Here is a 19,021-nt window from a genome sequence, read left to right as displayed (position 1 = left end):
GGCCGCCGTACTCCTTGACGGCCTGCTCGTGGCTGTCGAAGGGGCCGGTGAGGACCCGGCCGCTGCCGACGTGCTGGCCGTTGACGCCGACGAAGCCGGACCGGGCGGCCGGAGCCACGCCGGCGCGCCGTCGTCGTAGGCGGCGTCCCGCCCGCGCAGGGGGATCAGGTCGAGCGGGATGCCGCTCCACTCCAGCCAATCGAGCAGACCGGGCAGCTCCTCGGCGCTGCCCGGCGCGACGAAGAACCGCATCCGGTGCCCCGCCAGGGCGACCGGCCCGGTCCGGGGTGCCGGGAAGCGGCCGAGCACCTCGTGCCCCGCCTCCGCGGGGACGTCGAGCGCGTCCGCGTGTTCCAGGGCCATCGGGGCCCGTGAGGCCTGCATGTCCTGCGCAACGGTCCCGGGAGGTCCCGGGTTACGCGGCGTGTCACCGGGAGTGCCCGGGGGGGGGCCGCTGGTCACTCTCCGTGAATTCCCGGGACGCAAGCCTGTTCGCCTATAGCAGACAGTGGGCGTGCTTCCGGCATGGACTGTCCGTGCGGGCGGGTAAGAAATACCTAGTGGGAACGGACGACGGCCATGTCGGACAGGTGGAGCGTTCGCCCTCGGCGTACTGGATAAAGGGCTATCCGCCTGGCCTGCGGGAACATCGTCTCGCACCATCGGGTTGGAGCTGTTGTCGACGGCGCGGGGGTTAACGACCCCGCCAGGTGTCGACGGTTGAAGTGAGCTGCCCCGCTGTGCGGGACTAGCATGCGGAAGGACAGGGAGGGGACACGCCCCTAACTGCCCGACCGCTCTGAGGAGCGATTAACGATGTTCGAGAGGTTCACCGACCGCGCGCGGCGGGTTGTCGTCCTGGCTCAGGAAGAAGCCCGGATGCTCAACCACAACTACATCGGCACCGAGCACATCCTCCTGGGCCTTATCCACGAGGGTGAGGGTGTCGCCGCTAAGGCCCTGGAGAGCCTCGGGATTTCGCTCGAGGCGGTCCGCCAGCAGGTCGAGGAGATCATCGGCCAGGGCCAGCAGGCCCCGTCCGGTCACATCCCCTTCACCCCCCGGGCCAAGAAGGTCCTGGAGCTGTCGCTCCGCGAGGCCCTCCAGCTCGGCCACAACTACATCGGCACGGAGCACATCCTGCTCGGCCTGATCCGCGAGGGCGAGGGTGTCGCCGCCCAGGTCCTCGTGAAGCTGGGCGCCGATCTGAACCGGGTGCGGCAGCAGGTCATCCAGCTGCTCTCCGGCTACCAGGGCAAGGAGGCCGCCACGGCAGGCGGTCCCGCCGAGGGCACTCCCTCGACCTCGCTCGTCCTGGACCAGTTCGGCCGCAACCTCACTCAGGCGGCTCGTGAGACCAAGCTCGACCCGGTCATCGGGCGCGAGAAGGAGATCGAGCGCGTGATGCAGGTGCTGTCGCGCCGCACCAAGAACAACCCCGTCCTCATCGGCGAGCCCGGCGTCGGCAAGACCGCCGTCGTCGAGGGCCTGGCCCAGGCGATCGTCAAGGGCGAGGTCCCGGAGACGCTGAAGGACAAGCAGCTCTACACCCTGGACCTCGGTGCCCTGGTCGCGGGCTCCCGCTACCGCGGTGACTTCGAGGAGCGCCTGAAGAAGGTGCTCAAGGAGATCCGCACCCGCGGCGACATCATCCTGTTCATCGACGAGCTCCACACCCTGGTGGGTGCGGGCGCCGCCGAGGGCGCGATCGACGCCGCCTCGATCCTCAAGCCGATGCTCGCCCGCGGTGAGCTGCAGACCATCGGCGCCACCACGCTCGACGAGTACCGCAAGCACCTGGAGAAGGACGCGGCCCTGGAGCGCCGCTTCCAGCCGATCCAGGTCGCGGAGCCGTCGCTGCCGCACACCATCGAGATCCTCAAGGGCCTGCGGGACCGCTACGAGGCCCACCACCGCGTGTCCATCACGGACGCCGCCCTGGTGGCCGCGGCGACCCTCGCCGACCGCTACATCTCGGACCGCTTCCTGCCGGACAAGGCGATCGACCTGATCGACGAGGCCGGTTCCCGGATGCGCATCCGCCGGATGACCGCTCCGCCGGACCTGCGCGAGTTCGACGAGAAGATCGCCGACGTGCGCCGGGAGAAGGAGTCCGCGATCGACTCCCAGGACTTCGAGAAGGCCGCCTCTCTCCGCGACAAGGAGAAGCAGCTGCTTTCCGCGAAGACCAAGCGGGAGAAGGAGTGGAAGGCCGGCGACATGGACGTCGTCGCCGAGGTCGACGAGGAGCTGATCGCCGAGGTCCTGGCCACCGCCACGGGCATCCCGGTCTTCAAGCTCACCGAGGAGGAGTCCTCGCGTCTGCTGCGCATGGAGGACGAGCTGCACAAGCGCGTCATCGGCCAGAAGGACGCGATCAAGGCCCTCTCGCAGGCCATCCGCCGCACGCGGGCCGGTCTGAAGGACCCCAAGCGCCCCGGTGGCTCGTTCATCTTCGCCGGCCCGTCCGGCGTGGGTAAGACCGAGCTCTCCAAGACGCTCGCCGAGTTCCTCTTCGGCGACGAGGACGCGCTGATCCAGCTCGACATGTCCGAGTTCAGCGAGAAGCACACCGTCTCGCGGCTCTTCGGCTCCCCGCCGGGATACGTCGGCTACGAGGAGGGCGGCCAGCTCACCGAGAAGGTGCGCCGCAAGCCGTTCTCGGTCGTCCTCTTCGACGAGGTCGAGAAGGCCCACCCGGACATCTTCAACAGCCTGCTGCAGATCCTGGAGGACGGTCGTCTGACCGACTCCCAGGGCCGGGTCGTGGACTTCAAGAACACGGTCATCATCATGACCACCAACCTCGGCACCCGGGACATCTCCAAGGGCTTCAACCTCGGCTTCGCGGCCGCGGGTGACGTCAAGACCGGGTACGAGCGGATGAAGGCCAAGGTCGGCGAGGAGCTCAAGCAGCACTTCCGCCCCGAGTTCCTGAACCGTGTGGACGACATCGTGGTCTTCCACCAGCTCAGCGAGGAAGACATCATTCAGATCGTCGACCTCATGATCGCCCGGGTGGACGAGCGCCTCAGGGACAAGGACATGGGCATCGAGCTCAGCCCCGAGGCCAAGAAGCTGCTCGCCAAGAAGGGCTACGACCCGGTGCTGGGCGCCCGGCCGCTGCGCCGGACGATTCAGCGCGAGATCGAGGACGTGCTCTCCGAGAAGATCCTCTTCGGCGAGCTGCGCACCGGTCACATCGTGGTCGTGGGCACCGAGGGCGAGGGCGAGGAGACCAAGTTCACCTTCCGCGGTGAGGAGAAGGTCGCCGTCGCCGACGCGCCGCCGGTCGAGGCGGCCGGCGGTCCGAACCTCAGCAAGGACGCGTAACCGCAAGTAATCCAACGCCGACCGACCCCGTCCGCACATTAGTGCGGACGGGGTCGGTCGCGTTTTGTGTTCCCCATGAAGCCACCCTTGTTCCGCCGGTCGCATTTGTGGAAAGGTGAGCGATGTTCAGCACGGACCCTTCCTTCTCCGTGCCATGGCCGGTGTCGTGCCGTCATTCCAGCAGGCATTCGACTAGATCAGCCGAGAGTGAGGAGAGGCCGCCTTGCCCCTCCACCGGCGCGCCGGCCTCGCCTCCCCCCCACGTAGCTGCGTCTCACGCCGGGGATTGGTTCGTACTTTTCCCGGCGGGTCGAACGCGGAAGGAAACTCTCGTTGAAGGAATCCCCCCATCCGAATTCCGCGCATCCCGGCAGACTGTTCGGCGTCCCCGACGAGGCCCTGTCCGGGGAGATCGGAAACTCCTCGGGAAAGAATGCCGCGCATCAGCCGTTCGAAGAGTTGCTGGCCCGCCATTGGCGGCCGGTCTTCGAGTACGCCGAGTTGTGCACGGTCTCCGGCCACGCCGCCGGGATCCTCGCGTCGGCCGCGTTCACCCGGGTCTTCCTCGACACCCTGCGGCTGACCGGGCCCACGGCCGCCTGGCGCCCCGAACTGCTGATCACCGTCCACAAGATCGCGGAGGAGTGGGCCGAGGACCGCAGGCGTGCCTGGCTGCACCGGCGTCTGCGCCCCCGCCCCGACCAGACAGACCCCCGCCTCGCGATACCGGAGAACCGCCGGCTGGCGTTCCGGGCCTTCATGCGGCTGCCCGAGCCCGCCCGCTGCCTGCTCTGGCACGCCGAGGTCGACGCTGAGCCGCTGGACGTCCCGGCCGGTCTGCTCGGCCTCGAACCGGAGAAGGCCGCGGCCCAGCTCGAGCTCGCCCGCACCCGTTTCCGCGAGGCGTGCGTCCAGGCGCACCGCGATCTCGCGCCGTACGAGGCCTGTCTGCAGTTCAGCCGGCTGCTGGACATCTCCATCCACCGCGGGGGCGCCGGGCTCGTACCCGATCTGCAGCGCCACATTGCCCGGTGCGACCACTGCCGTTACGCGGCCGAGCAGCTCGACCACTCGGGGGACCGGCTGGGCGCGCTGATCGCCGAGGCGGTCCTGGTCTGGGAGGCGCGGGGCTACCTCGACTCCCGTCCCACCCGCCGGGCGGCGCGTGGCACCGATGCCGGGGGCGGTTCCTCGGGACCGCGCCACGGCGGCCGCAGGCGCCGGGCCGCGGGCGGCGGCCGCCGGCGGCTCACCGCGACCCTGCTGGGGCTCGGCGGCTGCGTTCTGGTGACCGCACTGGTCATCGGCCTCACCGCCGGCGACGGCGGCACCGACGACCGTGCCTCCGGCGCGCTTCCCACCGGGGCTTCGGCGTCCCCCACCGCCACGGCCTCGGTCACCACCTCGGACACGGCGCCGGGCTCGGGCACGGTCACCGCCGACCCCGTTCCCAGCGGCGGGTTGCGCGGCCGTCTGCGCAACAACGACAACGACCTGTGCATCGACCTCTCCGGCCGACGGACCGTCCTGGGCACCGACGCCGCCACCGCGGCCTGCGACTCGGGCGCCACGCAGTTCTGGTCGTACGAGCCGGACGGCCTGATGCGAAGCGTCGCCCAGCCCTCGTACTGCCTCAACTCCCACCGCGGCGCCGCGCTGGAACTGGGCCTGTGCACGTCCTCCTTCGTCACCGGCGCGGAGGACGTGCGCTACGACCTCACCTTGACCGGCGACCTCATCCCCCGCTGGAACCAGCAGCTCGCGGTCGCCCCCGAGGGCCGCGAAGGGGGAGCGGCGATCGTTCTCAAGCCCCGCGACGGCCGGCCCGTGCAGCGCTGGACCTTCGACACCTCCATCGCCCCGCCCCGCTTCCAGTCGGTGGCGTACATCGGCACCTCGGAGCTGTCGGCCGAGTCCACCCGGCTGGCCGCACTCCCCTCCGCGAGCCCGACCCCGACCCCTTCGGCCACGGGCTCCCCGTCGCCGAGCGAGCTCCCCTGCGACCGGTACTACGACGGAGGCGGGGACGGGAACGGGCCCGGCGGCGGGGGCTGGGGCGGCTGGGGGGACTGGGGCGGCGGTTACGGTCCCTGAGGCGGTCCCGGCACGAGCGTCACGCCCGCCGGCAGCCGGTCGGCCCCGACGACACGGTCGGCCGGCAGCGGGATCCGCACGGTCAGCGGTCCCGGGTGGCCGGCGAGCGGTGACACGTCGAACCGGCCGTCGGCCGGGGCGGCCAGCACCAGCTCCCTCAGCGCGGGCAGCCCGCCGAGCGACCCCCAGTCGGCGGGCACACCGGGGCCGAGGAGCGCGAGCTTGCGCAGACCGCTCTGACCGGCCAGGAAGCGCAGATCGCGCAGCGCGCAGTCCTTCACCCTGACCTCGGTGAGGGCGAGCCCGGAGACGTACCCGGCCAGTTCGTCCACGGGCAGGTCGCCCCGCAGGTCCAGGCGCGTGGGCCGCAGTCCGAGCCGGCGCAGTTCGCGGAGCTGGCCGGAGGTCCGGACGGTGAAGTCCAGGCCGTCCGGATCGAGGCGGGCGATGACCTCCTCCGCGTACGGGACGCAGTCGAAACGGTGCCAGGACCACATCAGCTGGGCGCGGACCCGGAGGCAGCGGTGCGCGGCGAAGCGGCCCAGGTAGCCGACTGCCCGGTCCGAGGGCAGGTGGCAGGCGGTGACGACGACGTGGAGGGCGTCGGCGTCGGAGAGCCCTTCGGGGCCGGGGAGCAGGTCCAGGACGAGCGGCCCGGCCTCGGCCAGGGCACGGGCCTCCGCCGCGTCGACGGGCGGGACGAGGCCGGCGGCGCGCCGCTCCACGGCCTCGCGCACGGCCGGGTCGAGGGCGGGGGCGTGCTCCAGGCAGGCGGCGGCGAGCAGGTGGAGCCGCGCCCGGGTGCGCCGGTCAGCGGCGCGGTCGCCGCGGTCGAGGAGGTCCTGGAGGATCGTGACGCGCTCGCGCGGCCTGGCGAGTGCGACCGCCATGAGCAGGACGTCCTCCCACTGGTCGTCGGCGGCGTGGCCGGTGAGCAGCCCGAGGTCCCCCTCCTCGACGGCGGCGCGGGCGCCCAGGTAGTCCTGGAAGGTGCGGTGCACGAAGTCGACCGTGCCGGGCGCGGGCCGGCGCAGCACCCCGCTGCGTTCGAGGAGGTGCGTGAGGACGCCGGCGGCGTCGCCGAGCGCGGCGGCCTCGGGGACGGCGGGCAGCGCCCTGCCGATGACGGACTCGGCCCGGTCGAGGTCCATCTCGGTGCGGCCGTTGCGGATCAGCCAGTGCGCCAGCCGCTGCAGCAGTTCGATCTGCGACTCCTCGCGCAGCGGCACGGCTGCCACGTCCCGTTCGCGGTCCCGGCGGACCAGCAGCATCGACAGCGCGGCGGCGTACAGCTCCTTCCTGCCCTGCGGGAGGTAGCCGCGGCGGTCGCGGTGGAGGGCGCAGATCAGCCCGCACATGAGGGGGTTGGTGGCGAGCCGGCCCAGGTCGGGCTTGGCGCGCACCGCGGTGAGCAGCGGCTCCCCGTACGCGGCCGTCTCCGGCCCCGCGGCGGCGTGCCAGCGCCGGACGAAGGCGGCGACGTCGGCGGGGCCCATGGGGGTCAGGGCCAGCTCGGTGAAGCCCTCCTCGGCGAGCCAGTCCTCCCGCACGGCGGAGGGGCGCGAGGTCACCAGCCAGCGGTTGCCGGGGTGGGCGTCGAGCAGGTCGCGCAGCCAGGCCCGGGTGCGGCGGCGTTCGGCGTCGGGGATCTCGTCGATGCCGTCGACCAGGATCAGGCCGCGGCCCGCCGCCAGGACCCGGGCCTCCCAGCCGGCCGGCTGGGACCCGGCGAGCGGGCAGCCGGAGGCGGAGAGGAAGTCGCGCGGCGCGGGCAGCCGCTCGCCGTGGCGGGTCAGGGTGCGCAGCGGGAGGACGAAGGGGATCCGGTCCTCGAGGTACGCCATGCCGTCGTCCGCGCCCTGGCGCGCGCAGGCGATCGCGAGCCACTGGACGAGCGTGGTCTTGCCGGAACCGGCCTCGCCGCGCAGCAGGACGCGCTCGTGGGCGGAGAGTGCCCGGTCGGCGGGACGAGGACCCGGGAACCCCTCCGGCCCGTCGCCGGCGGGCCCGGCGGACGGCGCCGCCTCCAGGCTCAGATACGCCGTGTCCAGCGGCCACCGGTCGGGCGTGTCGGCGAGGTCCAGGCCGTGGATCGTGAGCCGCCCGTACTTCTTCTCCACGTACGGCAGATAGCGCCGCTCGAAGGCCGCGTCCTCGCCGCCCGGCAGCGGATTGCGGGCGATGAGCTCGTCGACGCGGGCGGTCAGGTCGCCCAGCGCCCGGCTCTGGTCGACGAGGGTCGCGGCGACGAAGGTCGAGCGCTGGGTGAAGAAGTGCAGGATGTGCAGGCAGGCCGTGTCGAGCAGCCGTTCGTGGAAGTGGCTGCCGTCGGCGCTGAGCTCCCGCTCGGGGGAACCCGCCGCACGGCGCAGCGCGCGGGCGAAGGCGGTGTGGCCGAGCCGGACGGCCTGCAGGTCGGTGAGGTCGAGGTCCCCGAGGGCCCGCAGCGAGGCCGCGAGGGCGTCCGCGACGGCGGTCTCCTCGTCGGCGCCGACGGGGCGCTCCCCGGCGCGCAGCGCCTGACGTACGAGCCCGGCGGCCAGGGTGCGCAGATCGGCGTCGGTGAGGGTGCGCTTCTCGCCCCTGAAGGACACGTAGCCGGAGAGGCGGACCGGCCGGTCGACGAGGCCGGCGCCGGGGCCCTCGGCCACGAAGAGCCTCTTGACCAGCGGTCCGGCGACGGCTGATGCCAGCCGGACGCCGACGGCCGAAGGATCCACGTTCCTGCTCCCCCCCGTAGTGCGGATGTGCGGTTTTCCTTTTCCGCGTGCTTCGCCTGTTCCCCGGGCTTCCGGAATCCCTTTTCCTGTGACCCGGACCACGGGACCTAGGTCCCGAAGGGTAATTCCCTTTGGTCCCGGGGCCGGTGACGTGACCCACGTGACCTGGGCCACGTACGAATCACCTTAGTGGCCGGGCGCGTTGCGGGAAGCGGGGAAGCGGCGTTCGGGCGGGATGTTCCACGAAATCCGGTAGTAGACGAGGGGGTTTGTCCGGGCGCGGAATGTCGGGTTACCAAGGGATCGCGGCCAACGCGTCGCAATGTTCTTGTCCGGCTATTTCCGCGAGGTAATTCCGAATGCAGATGCCCAAGATCTCGAACTCCGTCTTCCGTGGCCGTGGCCGTGGTGTCGTCGTGACCGCCGGCGTCTGCGCGTCGCTGGCGCTCGGCGCGGCAGGGACGGCCATGGCGGAGACGCAGGGTCCGAGTCTGCTGGGCCTCGGCGCTGCCGGGAAGCTGGCGGATGTCACCCGGGCGCAGGCCGACGTGCAGCACCGCGCCGCCCAGGCGGTGAAGGCCGACCGTCACGTGGGCGCCGGCCTGCACTGGAAGCACCGGAACCACCTGGCGCAGTCCAAGAAGAGCGCGCCCCAGCGGCAGGCCCGCGGCAACAGCGGCTGGATGGCCCCGGTGAAGAAGTACGTCCTGTCGGCCGGCTACGCGCAGAACGGCGCCCGATGGGCCCACAAGCACTCCGGCCAGGACTTCGCCGTCGCCATCGGCACCAAGGTGCACGCGGTGAACCGCGGCACCGTGGTCGAGGCGGGCTGGGGCGGTGCCTACGGCAACAACATCGTGATCCGCCACGCCAACGGCATGTACTCGCAGTACGGCCACCTGTCCAAGCTCCAGGTGCGCGTCGGCCAGCACGTCGGCGAGGGCCAGCAGATCGCGCTGTCCGGCAACACGGGCAACAGCACCGGTCCCCACCTGCACTTCGAGATCCGCAAGACCCCGTACTACGGCTCGTCCGTGAACCCGCTGCCCTACCTCCGGGCTCACGGCGTCTCGGTCTGACCCCGGTAGGTCTGGGCGATCAACTCCTGGGCGACCTCGAGGATGGCGGCACGCTTCTCCTCGGGGTCGCCCTCGAGGTTCTGCATGGTGAACATCCCCGCGTGCATCGCGAAGACCGCGGTGATCGAGCGGACCTGGTCGATCAGCGGCGCGTCGGGATCCCTCAGCAGCGCGTGCAGGGTGAGCAGCTTGGACTTGAAGGTCTCGCCGATCTTGAGATCGCGGACGGTGGCCTGGTTCTCCTGGACGAAGCGGAAGAGCGGGCCGGCGCTCCACAGGGCGTCGGCGTAGCGGCGCAGCACCTCGCGCTTGGTCTCCAGGGTGCGCGGCTGCTCCCGGGCCCAGGCGATCAGCTCGTCGACCGGTGAGGCCAGGTCCTCGACGATGCTGTCGAGGATGTCCTCCTTGGTCTTGAAGTGGTAGTACAACGCCGCTTTGGTCACGTCCAGGTGCTCGGCGATCTCGCGCAGGGACGTCTTCTCGTATCCCTGCTCGGCGAAGAGCGACAGCGCGACGTCCTGGATCCGGCGTCGCGTATCACCTCTGCGTGCGTGGGGCGTTGCCATGAGCGAACTTTAACTTACTTGACGCCCGGCTAGTAAGCCGCCTACTGTCAGGATGCCCCGGGCAACTAGCCGGGCGGCAGGTAAGCAACTGAAGACAAGCATGGAACAAGTAGGGGAGCTTGTGATGGCGGACACCGCCGAGACCCCGCAGCGCAGTGTGCGCGTGGTGTTGTTCGGGCTCATGATCGCGATGCTGCTCGCGATGCTCGACAACATGATCATCGGCACTGCGATGCCCACCATCGTGGGAGAGCTGGGCGGCCTGGAGCACCTGTCCTGGGTGGTCACCGCGTACACGCTCGCCACCGCCGCATCGACGCCCGTCTGGGGCAAGCTCGGCGACCTGTACGGCCGCAAGGGCATCTTCATGTCGTCGATCGTGATCTTCCTGATCGGATCGGCGCTGTCCGGCATGGCGCAGGACATGGGCCAGCTGATCGCCTTCCGCGCCGTGCAGGGCCTGGGCGCCGGTGGTCTGATCGTCGGTGTCATGGCGATCATCGGTGACCTGATCCCGCCGCGGGAGCGCGGCAAGTACCAGGGCATGATGGCCGGTGTCATGGCGGTCGCCATGATCGGCGGCCCGCTCGTCGGCGGCTACATCACCGACAACTGGGGCTGGCGCTGGAGCTTCTACATCAACCTGCCGCTCGGCGTGGTCGCCCTGTTCATGATCTCTGCGGTGCTGCACCTGCCGAAGAAGCAGATCAAGACCAGCATCGACTACTTCGGCACGGTTCTGCTCACCATCGGCATCACCTCGCTGGTCCTGCTCACCACCTGGGGCGGCAACCAGTACGAGTGGGGTTCGCCGCAGATCCTGGGCCTGCTGGTGCTCGGCGTCGCCGCGCTGGCCGCCTTCCTCTACGTGGAGACCCGCGTCGCGGAGCCCGTCATCCCGCTGCACATCTTCCACAGCCGCAACTTCTCGCTGATCTCTGTGATCGGCTTCCTGGTCGGCTTCGTGATGTTCGGCGCGATGACCTTCCTGCCGCTGTACCAGCAGACCGTCCAGGGCGCCTCTGCGACCAACTCCGGCCTGCTGCTGCTGCCCCTGCTGCTGGCGATGATGGTCGTCTCGCTGATCGCCGGCCGGATCACCACCCAGACCGGCAAGTACAAGATCTTCCCGATCGTCGGCGGCGGCCTGATGACCGTCGGCCTCTACCTGCTGTCGACGATGGACACCGGCACCACCCGCTTCGTCTCCGGTGCGTGGATGGCCGTGCTCGGCGCGGGCATGGGCTTCCTGATGCAGATCACGATGCTGATCGCGCAGAACAGCGTCGAGATGAAGGACATGGGCGTCGGCTCCTCGTCCTCCACCCTCTTCCGGACGATCGGCGGCTCCTTCGGCGTCGCCCTCTTCGGCGCGATCTTCACCCACCAGGTGCAGAACACCATGACGAACCGCCTCGGTGACGCCGCCGCGGGTGCGACGTCCGGCTCCGCGCAGCTGGACCCGGCGGGCCTGGCCAAGCTGCCGGCGCCCGTGAAGGACGCCTACCTCCACGCCGTGGCCACCGGCACGCACCACGTCTTCCTGTGGGGCGCCGCGGTCAGCGTCGTCGGCTTCCTGCTGGCCTTCTTCGTCAAGGAGATCCCGCTGCGCTCGGCGCCCAAGGTGCCCTCCACGGAAGAGGCGGTCGCCGCGGTCGAGGCGGTCTGAGCCGCCCGGCCCACCCGTCACACCCGCTGCCGATGCTCGCACGGGGGTCGTTGTCCGACCCGCGTGCGAGCATCGTCCGTATGGCGGAGAACCTGCCCCTCCTGCGCCGGCTGCGGCTGGCCAAGGACGCGATGGACCGCGACTGGGCCCAGCCGCTGGACCTGGACGCGGTCGCCGCGCACGCCGGCTACTCCCGCTACCACTTCGTGCGCTCCTTCAAGGCGGTCTACGGGGAGACCCCCGGCCAGTACCTGAGCCGCCGGCGCATAGAGCGCGCGGCGGAGATGCTCCGCACGGCCGACCTCGCCGTCACCGAGATCTGCGACCTCGTCGGCTTCTCCAGCCTGGGGACCTTCTCCAGCCGCTTCAAGCAGCAGACCGGACTCACCCCGATCGAGTACCGGCGCACGCATCTGCACCGGGGCGCCGCGCTCATCCCCGGCTGCTACGCCCTCTTCTGGGCCGGCGGTTTCCGCAAGGTAGAGACCGCGGGCCAGGACAGCAATTCCGGAGAAGCGCCCTGAGACCGCGCCTGTCTAGCGTGGAGGGGAAAGCACGTCACCCCACCAGGAGCAGGCCATGATCACCGGCATTTCCATCGTCACCGTCTGGGTGCAGGACCAGGAGCGCGCCAAGGAGTTCTACACCGACAAGCTCGGCTTCGAGGTCCGCACGGACATGAGCATGGGCGAGATGCGCTGGCTGACGGTCGGCCCCAAGGACCAGCCCGACATCGAGGTCACCCTGATGGTGCCGGGCCCGCCGGCTCTCGACCCGGAGTCGGCCGAGCAGCTGAAGTCGCTGGTCGCCAAGGGCGTCCTCGGCGCGGGGGTGCTCCGCACCGACGACATCCACGCCACGTACGCGGAGCTCAAGGGCAAGGGCGTGGTCTTCCTCCAGGAGCCCCAGGAGCGCCCCTACGGCACGGAGGCGATCATGCGCGACGACTCCGGCAACTGGTTCAGCCTGACCCAGCGCCGGGAAGGCGGACTCGACCTGAGCAAGCCGTGGGACGGCTGCGCGGAGGAATCGGCCGAGGGCTGATCCCCCGGCTCCCGCTACTCGCGGGGCAGCAGCAGCCGCGCGACCGCGCCGCCGCCCTCCTCCTCTGGCACGTTGCGGAAGGTGAGGCGGGCGCCGAGGACGCGGGTCTGGCCGGTGGCGATGGTCAGCCCCAGGCCGTGGCCGCTGCCGGCCCGGTCGCTGCTGCCCGTGCGGAAGCGGCTGGGCCCCTCGCGCAGCAGGTCCTCCGGGAAGCCCGGGCCGTGGTCGCGGACCTCCACATAGGGGCCGTCGACGGTCACCTCGATGGGCGGCCGGCCGTGCCGTGCGGCGTTCGCCAGCAGATTCCCCAGGATCCGCTCCAAGCGGCGCGGGTCGGTGCGGACGACGGCGTCGCCGCGGACGGTGACGGCCGCGGTGGGCGCCGCCGCCGCGACCCGGCGCCGCACGAAGTCGCCCAGCGCGACGTCCTGGAGGTCGGCCTGCTCGGCGGCGCCGTCCAGCCGCGCGACCTCCAGGACGTCCTCGACCAGGGTGCGCAGCGCCTGCGAACGGTCCCTGACCAGCTCGGAGGGACGCCCCGGCGGCAGCAGCTCGGCCGCGGTGACCAGACCCGTCACCGGTGTGCGCAGCTCGTGGGCGATGTCGGCGGTGACCCGGCGCTCCGCCTCCAGCCGGCCGGCCAGCGCGTCGGCCATGGCGTCCACGGCACGCGCCAGCTCGTCCGTCTCGTCCCGGACCCGGCCGCCGATCGCGTCGCGCACCCGTACGTTCGTCTCCCCGTCGGCCACCCGGCCCGCCGCCTCGGCCGCCTTGCGCAGCCGCCGGGAGAGCTGCCCGCCGATGAGCACGCCCAGCGCCGTGCCGCCCGCGACGACCGCCGTCGAGCCGATGACCAGTGCCTGGTCCAGGTCCTCCAGGACCGAGAAGCGGTCGGTGAAGGCGGTCTTCAGCGACAGGATCTTGCCGTCCGCCAGCGGCGTCTCCGCCCACACCACGGGCGCGCCGCCGGCGTCGGAGACATAGGTGGCCCGCTTGCCCGCGCGGGCCAGGCGCTTGAGCGGCTCCGGCAGATCCGGGTCGTCGAGCCGGGCGTCGATGGTGAGCCGGCCGGTGGACTCGTAGATGCGCTGGGCGAACTGCACCCGCTCGTTCTGCACATCGCGGGAGTTGTCGATCATGCTGGCCCGGGCCGCGTTGTGCACCACCAGGCTCAGCACGAGGGCGACCAGGGCCGACACCACGGCGATCGCCACGCAGACCTTCCAGCGCAGCCCGATCTTCGGCAGCGGCCGGGTCCTCCTCGCCGCGGAACCCGCGGGACGTGCGGTCACCGCCTCAGCCCCTGAGCTTGTAGCCGAAGCCGCGCACCGTCTCGATGCGCTCCTGCCCGATCTTCGCCCGCAGCCGCTGCACGTGGACGTCCACCACCCGGGTGTCGCCGCCCCAGTCGTAGTCCCAGACCCGCTCCAGCAACCGGTCCCGGGACAGCACCGTCCCCGGCGCGGCCGAGAACTCCAGCAGCAGCCGCATCTCCGTCGGCGTCAGCGCCAGCCGCTCACCGCCGCGGCGCACCTCCATGCCCTCCGGGTCCACCTCCAGATCGCCGAAGGTCAGCACCCCGGTCCCGGTCGGCGGCTCGCCGGCCGCCGCCACGCGGAAGCGCCGCAGCACCGCCCGCATCCGGGCGGTCAGCACGGCGCCGTCGAAGGGCTTGGTCACATAGTCGTCGGCGCCCGCCTCCAGGCCCAGTACGACGTCGATCGCGTCGGCCCGCGCCGAGAGCATGATCACCGGGACCGTCGACTCGTCCCGGATGCGCCGGCACAGGCTCACCCCGTCCAGGCCCGGCACCATCACGTCCAGCAGCGCCAGATCGGGCTGCCGGGCCCGGAACGCCTCCAGCCCGGCCAGGCCGTCCGGTACGGCCGTCACGTGGAAGCCGTCGCGCTCCAGCGCCAGGGTCGTCGCCTCGCGGATGACGTCGTCGTCCTCGACGAACAGCACGTGCGTCTCAGCCATGCGAGCCGCCCCGGGTGTCGTCTTTCGTCTCGTAGTCGCGGTGGGAGAACGAGACCTCCTCGAAGCGCGAGCCGTTCCACCGGTACGTGGTCACGTCCTCGCCGGAGGGATTGGAGACCGCGTCCTGCGGCTCGTACACCTGGTGGGTCACCTTCAGGCTGCCGGCGCTGATCTCGGCGAAGACAGGGGGCTGCTCGTCGGCGAAGACATTGACGTACCTGCCGTGCACGCGGCGGTACACGTAGCTCCCGATGCCCACGCTGTCGGCGCAGGTCGAGACGTTGACCACCAGGTCCGTGCCGTCCGTCCCGGTCAGCCGCCCGGAGCGGCGGTCCACCGGGTACGGCTCCACGGTGGCCTCCGGGCGGACCACGGCGCTCCTCGACGGAGCGGCGCAGGCCACCAGGCTGTCCCGGATGTCCCGGGCCACCTTCGGGTCGTCCTTCACCAGGCGCACCACGTCCGCCGGGCCCATGCTCTGCGCGGCCCGCGGGTCCGCGGACCGGCCGGCACCCACGGTGTGGGCGTCCGGGACCGGAGGTGACACCGAGGGTGACGGGACGGCGGCGGAGGAGACTGCGGCGGTGCCCTCCTCGCGCACACCGCCCGTGTCGCGGCAGCTCGTCACGGCGACGAGCGCCCCGCACACCGCGACCGCGGCGGCAGCGGCACCTACCGGGACTACGCTGCGGCGCACACGCCCTCCGTCCTGCCCGTCGCGGGCTCCGCGGGCCCTCCGTATCCGTTGCTCTGCCGCTCGAGCTCGGCGCGCAGCCGCGCCAGCGCCCGGTGCAGAGTGCTCTTCACGGTACCCACCGACATGCCCAGCGCGTGCGCCGTCTCCTCCGTGCTGAGCTGCCGGTAGTGGCGCAGCAGCACCACCTGGCGCTGCTTGGGGGCCAGCACTCCGAGCGCCTCGTGCAGCATCGCCCGGTCGGCGCGCTGCTCGGCGCCGTCGTCGACGGACCCCTCCGGCAGTTCGGGGGTCGGCACCTCCTCCAGCCGGCGGGCGCGCCACCACTCGGTACGGGTGTTGATCATCACCCGGCGCATGTAGGCGTCGGCGAGGTTCTTGTCGGCGATGTCGGCCCAGCGCGGATAGGTGCGGGCGAGCGCGGTCTGCAGGAGGTCCTGGGCGTCGATCGGGTCCGGGACCAGCCGGCGCGCGCTGCGCAGCAGGGCCTCCTGGCGGCTCCGCACGTACTCCTCGAAGTCCATCACCTGGGCTGTCCCCTGGGCGTTCGCCGCCATGGCGTCCCTCCGTCCGGCGCGCTTTATTACGACGCGGCCGACGCTACGGAGCGGATGTACGGCTTTCGCGACCACCGCCGCACGGCGAACCCACAGCCACCCATCGGTTGTGTAACGACTGCGCCGATCGGGTATGACGGCGCATCAGCCCGGCAACCGGTACAGACCGTCCTCGAGGGGCTCCACCAGACCGTCGGCGACCAGTCCGTCCAGGGCCCGGGCGCGCTGGACGGGCTCGTGCCACACGGCGTCCAGCGCGGCCTGCGGCACGGGCGAGGTCGCCTCGCGCAGCACGGCCAGGAGCCTGCCGCGCACCTGGCGGTCGGTGCCGGCGTACGTCTGGCCGCGGCGGGGCGGCCCGTCGTGCGCGGGGGAGCCCGCCAGCCGCCAGGCGCACCGGTCGGCGATCGGGCAGCGGGCGCACTCGGGGCCGCGGGCCGTGCAGATCAGGGCACCCAGCTCCATCGTGGCGGCCGCCCAGCGCGCGGCGGTGGCCTCGTCGGCGGGGAGCATCCGGTGGGCGATCCGGCGCTCGGCGGCGGTCGTGGCGTTCGGCGGGTACTCCACACCGCTCACGGCACGGGCGAAGACCCGGCGCACATTGGTGTCCAGCACCGCGTGCCGCTGCCCGTACGCGAAGGAGGCGACGGCGGCGGCCGTGTACTCGCCGACCCCGGGCAGGGCCAGCAACTCGGCGTGGTCCGTGGGCACTTCACCGCCGTGCAGCTGGGAGATCGCGGTCGCCGCGGCGTGCAGCCGCAGCGCCCGGCGCGGATAGCCGAGCCGGCCCCAGGCGCGCACCGCCTCGCCGGAGGGCTGCGCCGCGAGCGCGGCCGGCGTGGGCCAGCGCTCCAGCCACTGCTCGTACACCGGCAGGACCCGGCTGACCGGGGTCTGCTGCAGCATGAACTCACTGACCATGACGCCCCACGCGCCCGCCTCGGGGCGGCGCCACGGCAGATCCCGGGCGTTGTCGTCGAACCAGTCGATCACGGGGGCGTGCAGCAGGTGGCGGTCGTCGCGGTCGTCGCTCATAGCGTCTCCGATCCTACGTCCCCGGGGACGTAGCGGCGGGGACCGCGAAGGGGTGAGGGGGGTCCCCGGAACGGAAGGGAGATCTGCTGATCAATCACACAAGTTGCCTGCGTGCCGCGCGTGCCTTGGTCCGATTCAAGGGAAACCGCATAAGGTTTGCGCGTGGGCTCTCTGCGCAATCCCGTGGGACCTCTCCCGTCCTCCATCTACTGGCGGCGACGGGCGGTTGTGCTGCTCCTGGTCGCCCTGCTCACCGTCCTGGTCGTATGGTCCGTCAACTCCGGCGGTGGCGGCGGGAACAGCGCCAACGGCCCCGACGGCCGGTCGCCCGCGCCCTCCATCACCCCCGGCCCGTCCGCGAGCGGCCCGCTCAACAGCTCCCGTCCGGGCGGCTCGGTCGGCGGCGGTGGCGACGGCGGTGACGCCTCGGACGGCGGCGGCAGTGGCGACTCCGGTGCCACGGAGGGCAGTTCGCAGGGCGCCGACGCCGGGACCACCGACGGCGCGACCGGCGACGGCGGCACGGACGCCGGCGCGTCGGGCGCCGGAGGCACGGGTGGCGCGGGCGGCAGTGGTGGCGGGCAGTTGCCGGCAGGTTCCTCGCTGCCGGACTGCGGCCCGGGCGTCTCGCTGAGCGTGCGCAGCATCGACAACTCCTACGAGTCGGGCGAGCGGCCCCGGTTCGCGGTGACCGCGACCAACTCCTCGGCCACCGCCTGCAAGCTGGACTTCGGCCCGGACTCCGCGGTCCTCACCATCACCGATGTCAACGACCACCACGTGTGGGCCAGCGACGACTGCCCGCAGAGCCGGGCCCCCTACCTGCTGCAGGTCCCGGCGAACAGTTCGACCTCGTACTACGTCGACTGGGACCGCAGGACCAGCTCCCCGCAGTGCGCCACACCCAAGGGGCGGACAGCTCCGTACGGCACCTATCTGCTCGAGCTGAAGTTCCCCGGCCGCTCCGCCAAGCAGACGTCCTTCGTCCTCAAGAACGTCTAGAGCCCGGCGAGACCGTCCGGCCCCCGGCGGGCGCCCTCGCCGGCCGGCGGGGTCTCAGACGTAGCGCTCCAGGATCGAGGACTCCGCGAGGCGCGACAGCCCCTCGCGGACCGAGCGGGCCCGGGCCTCGCCGACGCCGTCCACCGTCTGCAGGTCGTCCACGCTCGCGGCGAGCAGCTTCTGCAGCCCGCCGAAGTGCTCGACCAGCCGCTCCACGATCGTGTTCGGCAGCCGCGGCACCTTCGCCAGCAGCCGGTACCCGCGCGGCGAGACCGCCGAGTCCAGCGCCTCCGGGGAACCCGCGTAGCCCAGCGCCCTTGCCACGGTGGGGAGTTCGAGCAGCTCGCCCTGGGGCAGCGAGTCCAGCTCGGTGAGCGCCTCGGCGACCGTGCGGCTGCGCTTGGCGGTGGGCTCCGGCACGTAGTCGCGGACGACCAGCTCGCGCTCGGGCTCCACGCCCGCGATCAGCTCGTCCAGCTGCAGGGAGAGCAGCCGGCCGTCGGTGCCCAGTTCGACCACGTACTCCGCGATCTCGGTGGCGATCCGGCGCACCATCTCCAGGCGCTGCGCGACCGCCGTGACGTCCCGGACGGTGACCAGGTCCTCGATCTCCAGGGCGGAGAGCGTGCCCGCCACCTCGTCCAGGCGCAGCTTGTAGCGCTCCAGGGTGGCCAGCGCCTGGTTGGCGCGGGACAGGATGGCCGCCGAGTCCTCCAGCACGCGGCGCTGCCCGCCCACGTACAGGGCGATCAGCCGCATCGACTGGCTGACGGAGACGACCGGGAAGCCGGTCTGGATGGAGACCCGCTGCGCGGTGCGGTGCCGGGTGCCGGTCTCCTCGGTGGGGATCGCCGCGTCCGGCACCAGCTGGACACCGGCCCGCACGATCTTGGTGATGTCCCGGTCGAGGATGAGTGCGCCGTCGAGCTTGCACAGCTCGCGCAGCCGGGTGGCGCTGAACTCGACATCCAGCACGAAACCGCCGGTGCACAGCGACTCGACGGTCTTGTCCATGCCCAGCACGATGAGGCCGCCGGTGTTGCCGCGCAGAACCCGCTCGAGGCCGTCCCGGAGGCCGGTGCCGGGGGCCACGGCGCTCAGGGAGGCGCGCATCAGGCCGTCACCGCCGGAGCCCTCGCGACTCCAGGCTTTGCCGGGAGCTGCCGCCCGGTCGTTGGCTGCCACTGCTCTCCTCCGGTCGTACGGATGCCCGGATGGGCGAGACCAGGGCAAAGTTTACCGTCGGAA

At 71.7% G+C, this 19,021-nt stretch carries 15 protein-coding genes and 1 pseudogene; 7 read left to right on the top strand and 9 right to left on the bottom strand.

Features of this window, described 5'->3' with window-relative positions; genetic code table 11:
- Positions 1 to 384, bottom strand: a pseudogene (locus ACWDAS_RS38610) (hypothetical protein); the annotation flags it as partial.
- 432 nt (positions 385 to 816) lie between these two features.
- Here ACWDAS_RS38610 and ACWDAS_RS38605 point away from each other — a divergent pair.
- A complete protein-coding gene (locus tag ACWDAS_RS38605; RefSeq protein WP_450400311.1) occupies positions 817 to 3,333 on the top strand; it encodes an ATP-dependent Clp protease ATP-binding subunit in 2,517 nt (838 codons plus the stop codon).
- 333 nt (positions 3,334 to 3,666) lie between these two features.
- Entirely contained in the window at positions 3,667 to 5,427 is a 1,761-nt protein-coding gene (locus ACWDAS_RS38600) for a ricin-type beta-trefoil lectin domain protein (protein ID WP_450400309.1), read from the top strand.
- Here ACWDAS_RS38600 and ACWDAS_RS38595 read toward each other — a convergent pair.
- The gene (locus tag ACWDAS_RS38595) at positions 5,415 to 8,147 is read right to left on the bottom strand and encodes an NACHT domain-containing protein (RefSeq protein ID WP_450400307.1); all 2,733 of its coding nucleotides are present in this window, start codon (positions 8,145 to 8,147) and stop codon (positions 5,415 to 5,417) included. The two genes, ACWDAS_RS38600 and ACWDAS_RS38595, sit on opposite strands and share 13 nt — an antisense overlap.
- A 359-nt stretch (positions 8,148 to 8,506) precedes the next feature.
- Between ACWDAS_RS38595 and ACWDAS_RS38590 the strand changes: the two genes are divergently transcribed.
- Entirely contained in the window at positions 8,507 to 9,226 is a 720-nt protein-coding gene (locus ACWDAS_RS38590) for a M23 family metallopeptidase (RefSeq protein WP_450400305.1), read from the top strand.
- On the opposite strand, the gene ACWDAS_RS38585 is transcribed toward ACWDAS_RS38590, so the two are convergent.
- Positions 9,208 to 9,792 carry a TetR/AcrR family transcriptional regulator gene (locus tag ACWDAS_RS38585; RefSeq protein ID WP_450400303.1) on the bottom strand — a complete coding sequence of 195 codons (585 nt, stop codon included), beginning with the start codon at positions 9,790 to 9,792 and terminating at the stop codon, positions 9,208 to 9,210. The genes ACWDAS_RS38590 and ACWDAS_RS38585 overlap by 19 nt on opposite strands.
- Positions 9,793 to 9,916: 124 nt before the next feature.
- On the opposite strand from ACWDAS_RS38585, the gene ACWDAS_RS38580 reads away from it, so the two are divergent.
- The 3 genes from ACWDAS_RS38580 to ACWDAS_RS38570 all read left to right on the top strand — a co-directional run bounded on the left by ACWDAS_RS38580 (position 9,917) and on the right by ACWDAS_RS38570 (position 12,505).
- Positions 9,917 to 11,461 (top strand): MDR family MFS transporter, encoded by a 1,545-nt coding sequence (locus ACWDAS_RS38580; RefSeq protein ID WP_450400302.1) that lies wholly within the window; start codon positions 9,917 to 9,919, stop codon positions 11,459 to 11,461.
- Positions 11,462 to 11,541: 80 nt separating this feature from the next.
- A complete protein-coding gene (locus tag ACWDAS_RS38575; protein WP_450400300.1) occupies positions 11,542 to 11,985 on the top strand; it encodes a helix-turn-helix transcriptional regulator in 444 nt (147 codons plus the stop codon).
- Positions 11,986 to 12,040: 55 nt separating this feature from the next.
- Positions 12,041 to 12,505, top strand: coding sequence for a VOC family protein (locus ACWDAS_RS38570; protein WP_450400299.1), 465 nt, complete (start codon positions 12,041 to 12,043; stop codon positions 12,503 to 12,505).
- 14 nt (positions 12,506 to 12,519) lie between these two features.
- Here the strand turns inward: ACWDAS_RS38570 and ACWDAS_RS38565 are convergent, their stop codons facing one another.
- The 5 genes from ACWDAS_RS38565 to ACWDAS_RS38545 all read right to left on the bottom strand — a co-directional run bounded on the left by ACWDAS_RS38565 (position 12,520) and on the right by ACWDAS_RS38545 (position 16,771).
- Positions 12,520 to 13,797 (bottom strand): sensor histidine kinase, encoded by a 1,278-nt coding sequence (locus tag ACWDAS_RS38565; RefSeq protein ID WP_450400297.1) that lies wholly within the window; start codon positions 13,795 to 13,797, stop codon positions 12,520 to 12,522.
- Positions 13,798 to 13,801: 4 nt separating this feature from the next.
- On the bottom strand, positions 13,802 to 14,485 hold the full coding sequence (cseB, locus tag ACWDAS_RS38560) for a two-component system response regulator CseB (protein ID WP_450400295.1): 684 nt from the start codon (positions 14,483 to 14,485) through the stop codon (positions 13,802 to 13,804).
- Entirely contained in the window at positions 14,478 to 15,182 is a 705-nt protein-coding gene (locus tag ACWDAS_RS38555) for a hypothetical protein (RefSeq protein ID WP_450400293.1), read from the bottom strand. The genes cseB and ACWDAS_RS38555 overlap by 8 nt, the downstream gene beginning before the upstream one ends.
- A complete protein-coding gene (locus ACWDAS_RS38550) occupies positions 15,167 to 15,736 on the bottom strand; it encodes a SigE family RNA polymerase sigma factor (protein WP_450400291.1) in 570 nt (189 codons plus the stop codon). The genes ACWDAS_RS38555 and ACWDAS_RS38550 overlap by 16 nt, the downstream gene beginning before the upstream one ends.
- A 144-nt stretch (positions 15,737 to 15,880) precedes the next feature.
- Complete coding sequence (locus tag ACWDAS_RS38545) at positions 15,881 to 16,771, bottom strand: A/G-specific adenine glycosylase (RefSeq protein WP_450400290.1); 891 nt, start codon at positions 16,769 to 16,771, stop codon at positions 15,881 to 15,883.
- 162 nt (positions 16,772 to 16,933) lie between these two features.
- Here ACWDAS_RS38545 and ACWDAS_RS38540 point away from each other — a divergent pair, with 162 nt between their 5' ends.
- Positions 16,934 to 17,773, top strand: coding sequence for a hypothetical protein (locus tag ACWDAS_RS38540; protein ID WP_450400288.1), 840 nt, complete (start codon positions 16,934 to 16,936; stop codon positions 17,771 to 17,773).
- 54 nt (positions 17,774 to 17,827) lie between these two features.
- On the opposite strand, the gene disA is transcribed toward ACWDAS_RS38540, so the two are convergent.
- Positions 17,828 to 18,958, bottom strand: coding sequence for a DNA integrity scanning diadenylate cyclase DisA (gene disA, locus ACWDAS_RS38535; RefSeq protein WP_450400286.1), 1,131 nt, complete (start codon positions 18,956 to 18,958; stop codon positions 17,828 to 17,830).
- Positions 18,959 to 19,021 lie beyond the last annotated feature (63 nt).

Source organism: Streptomyces sp. NPDC001070 (genome assembly GCF_053598835.1).
Note: the sequence above shows the minus strand (reverse complement) of the source record. Positions and strands in the feature narration are given on the sequence as shown.

Coding starts and splice junctions, on each gene's coding strand:
- ACWDAS_RS38605 (WP_450400311.1), top strand. CDS start 817: ATGTTCGAGAGGTTCACCGACCGCGCGCGGCGGGTTGTCGTCCTGGCT.
- ACWDAS_RS38590 (WP_450400305.1), top strand. CDS start 8,507: ATGCAGATGCCCAAGATCTCGAACTCCGTCTTCCGTGGCCGTGGCCGT.
- ACWDAS_RS38585 (WP_450400303.1), bottom strand. CDS start 9,792: ATGGCAACGCCCCACGCACGCAGAGGTGATACGCGACGCCGGATCCAG.
- ACWDAS_RS38580 (WP_450400302.1), top strand. CDS start 9,917: ATGGCGGACACCGCCGAGACCCCGCAGCGCAGTGTGCGCGTGGTGTTG.
- ACWDAS_RS38575 (WP_450400300.1), top strand. CDS start 11,542: ATGGCGGAGAACCTGCCCCTCCTGCGCCGGCTGCGGCTGGCCAAGGAC.
- ACWDAS_RS38570 (WP_450400299.1), top strand. CDS start 12,041: ATGATCACCGGCATTTCCATCGTCACCGTCTGGGTGCAGGACCAGGAG.
- cseB (WP_450400295.1), bottom strand. CDS start 14,485: ATGGCTGAGACGCACGTGCTGTTCGTCGAGGACGACGACGTCATCCGC.
- ACWDAS_RS38550 (WP_450400291.1), bottom strand. CDS start 15,736: ATGGCGGCGAACGCCCAGGGGACAGCCCAGGTGATGGACTTCGAGGAG.
- ACWDAS_RS38545 (WP_450400290.1), bottom strand. CDS start 16,771: ATGAGCGACGACCGCGACGACCGCCACCTGCTGCACGCCCCCGTGATC.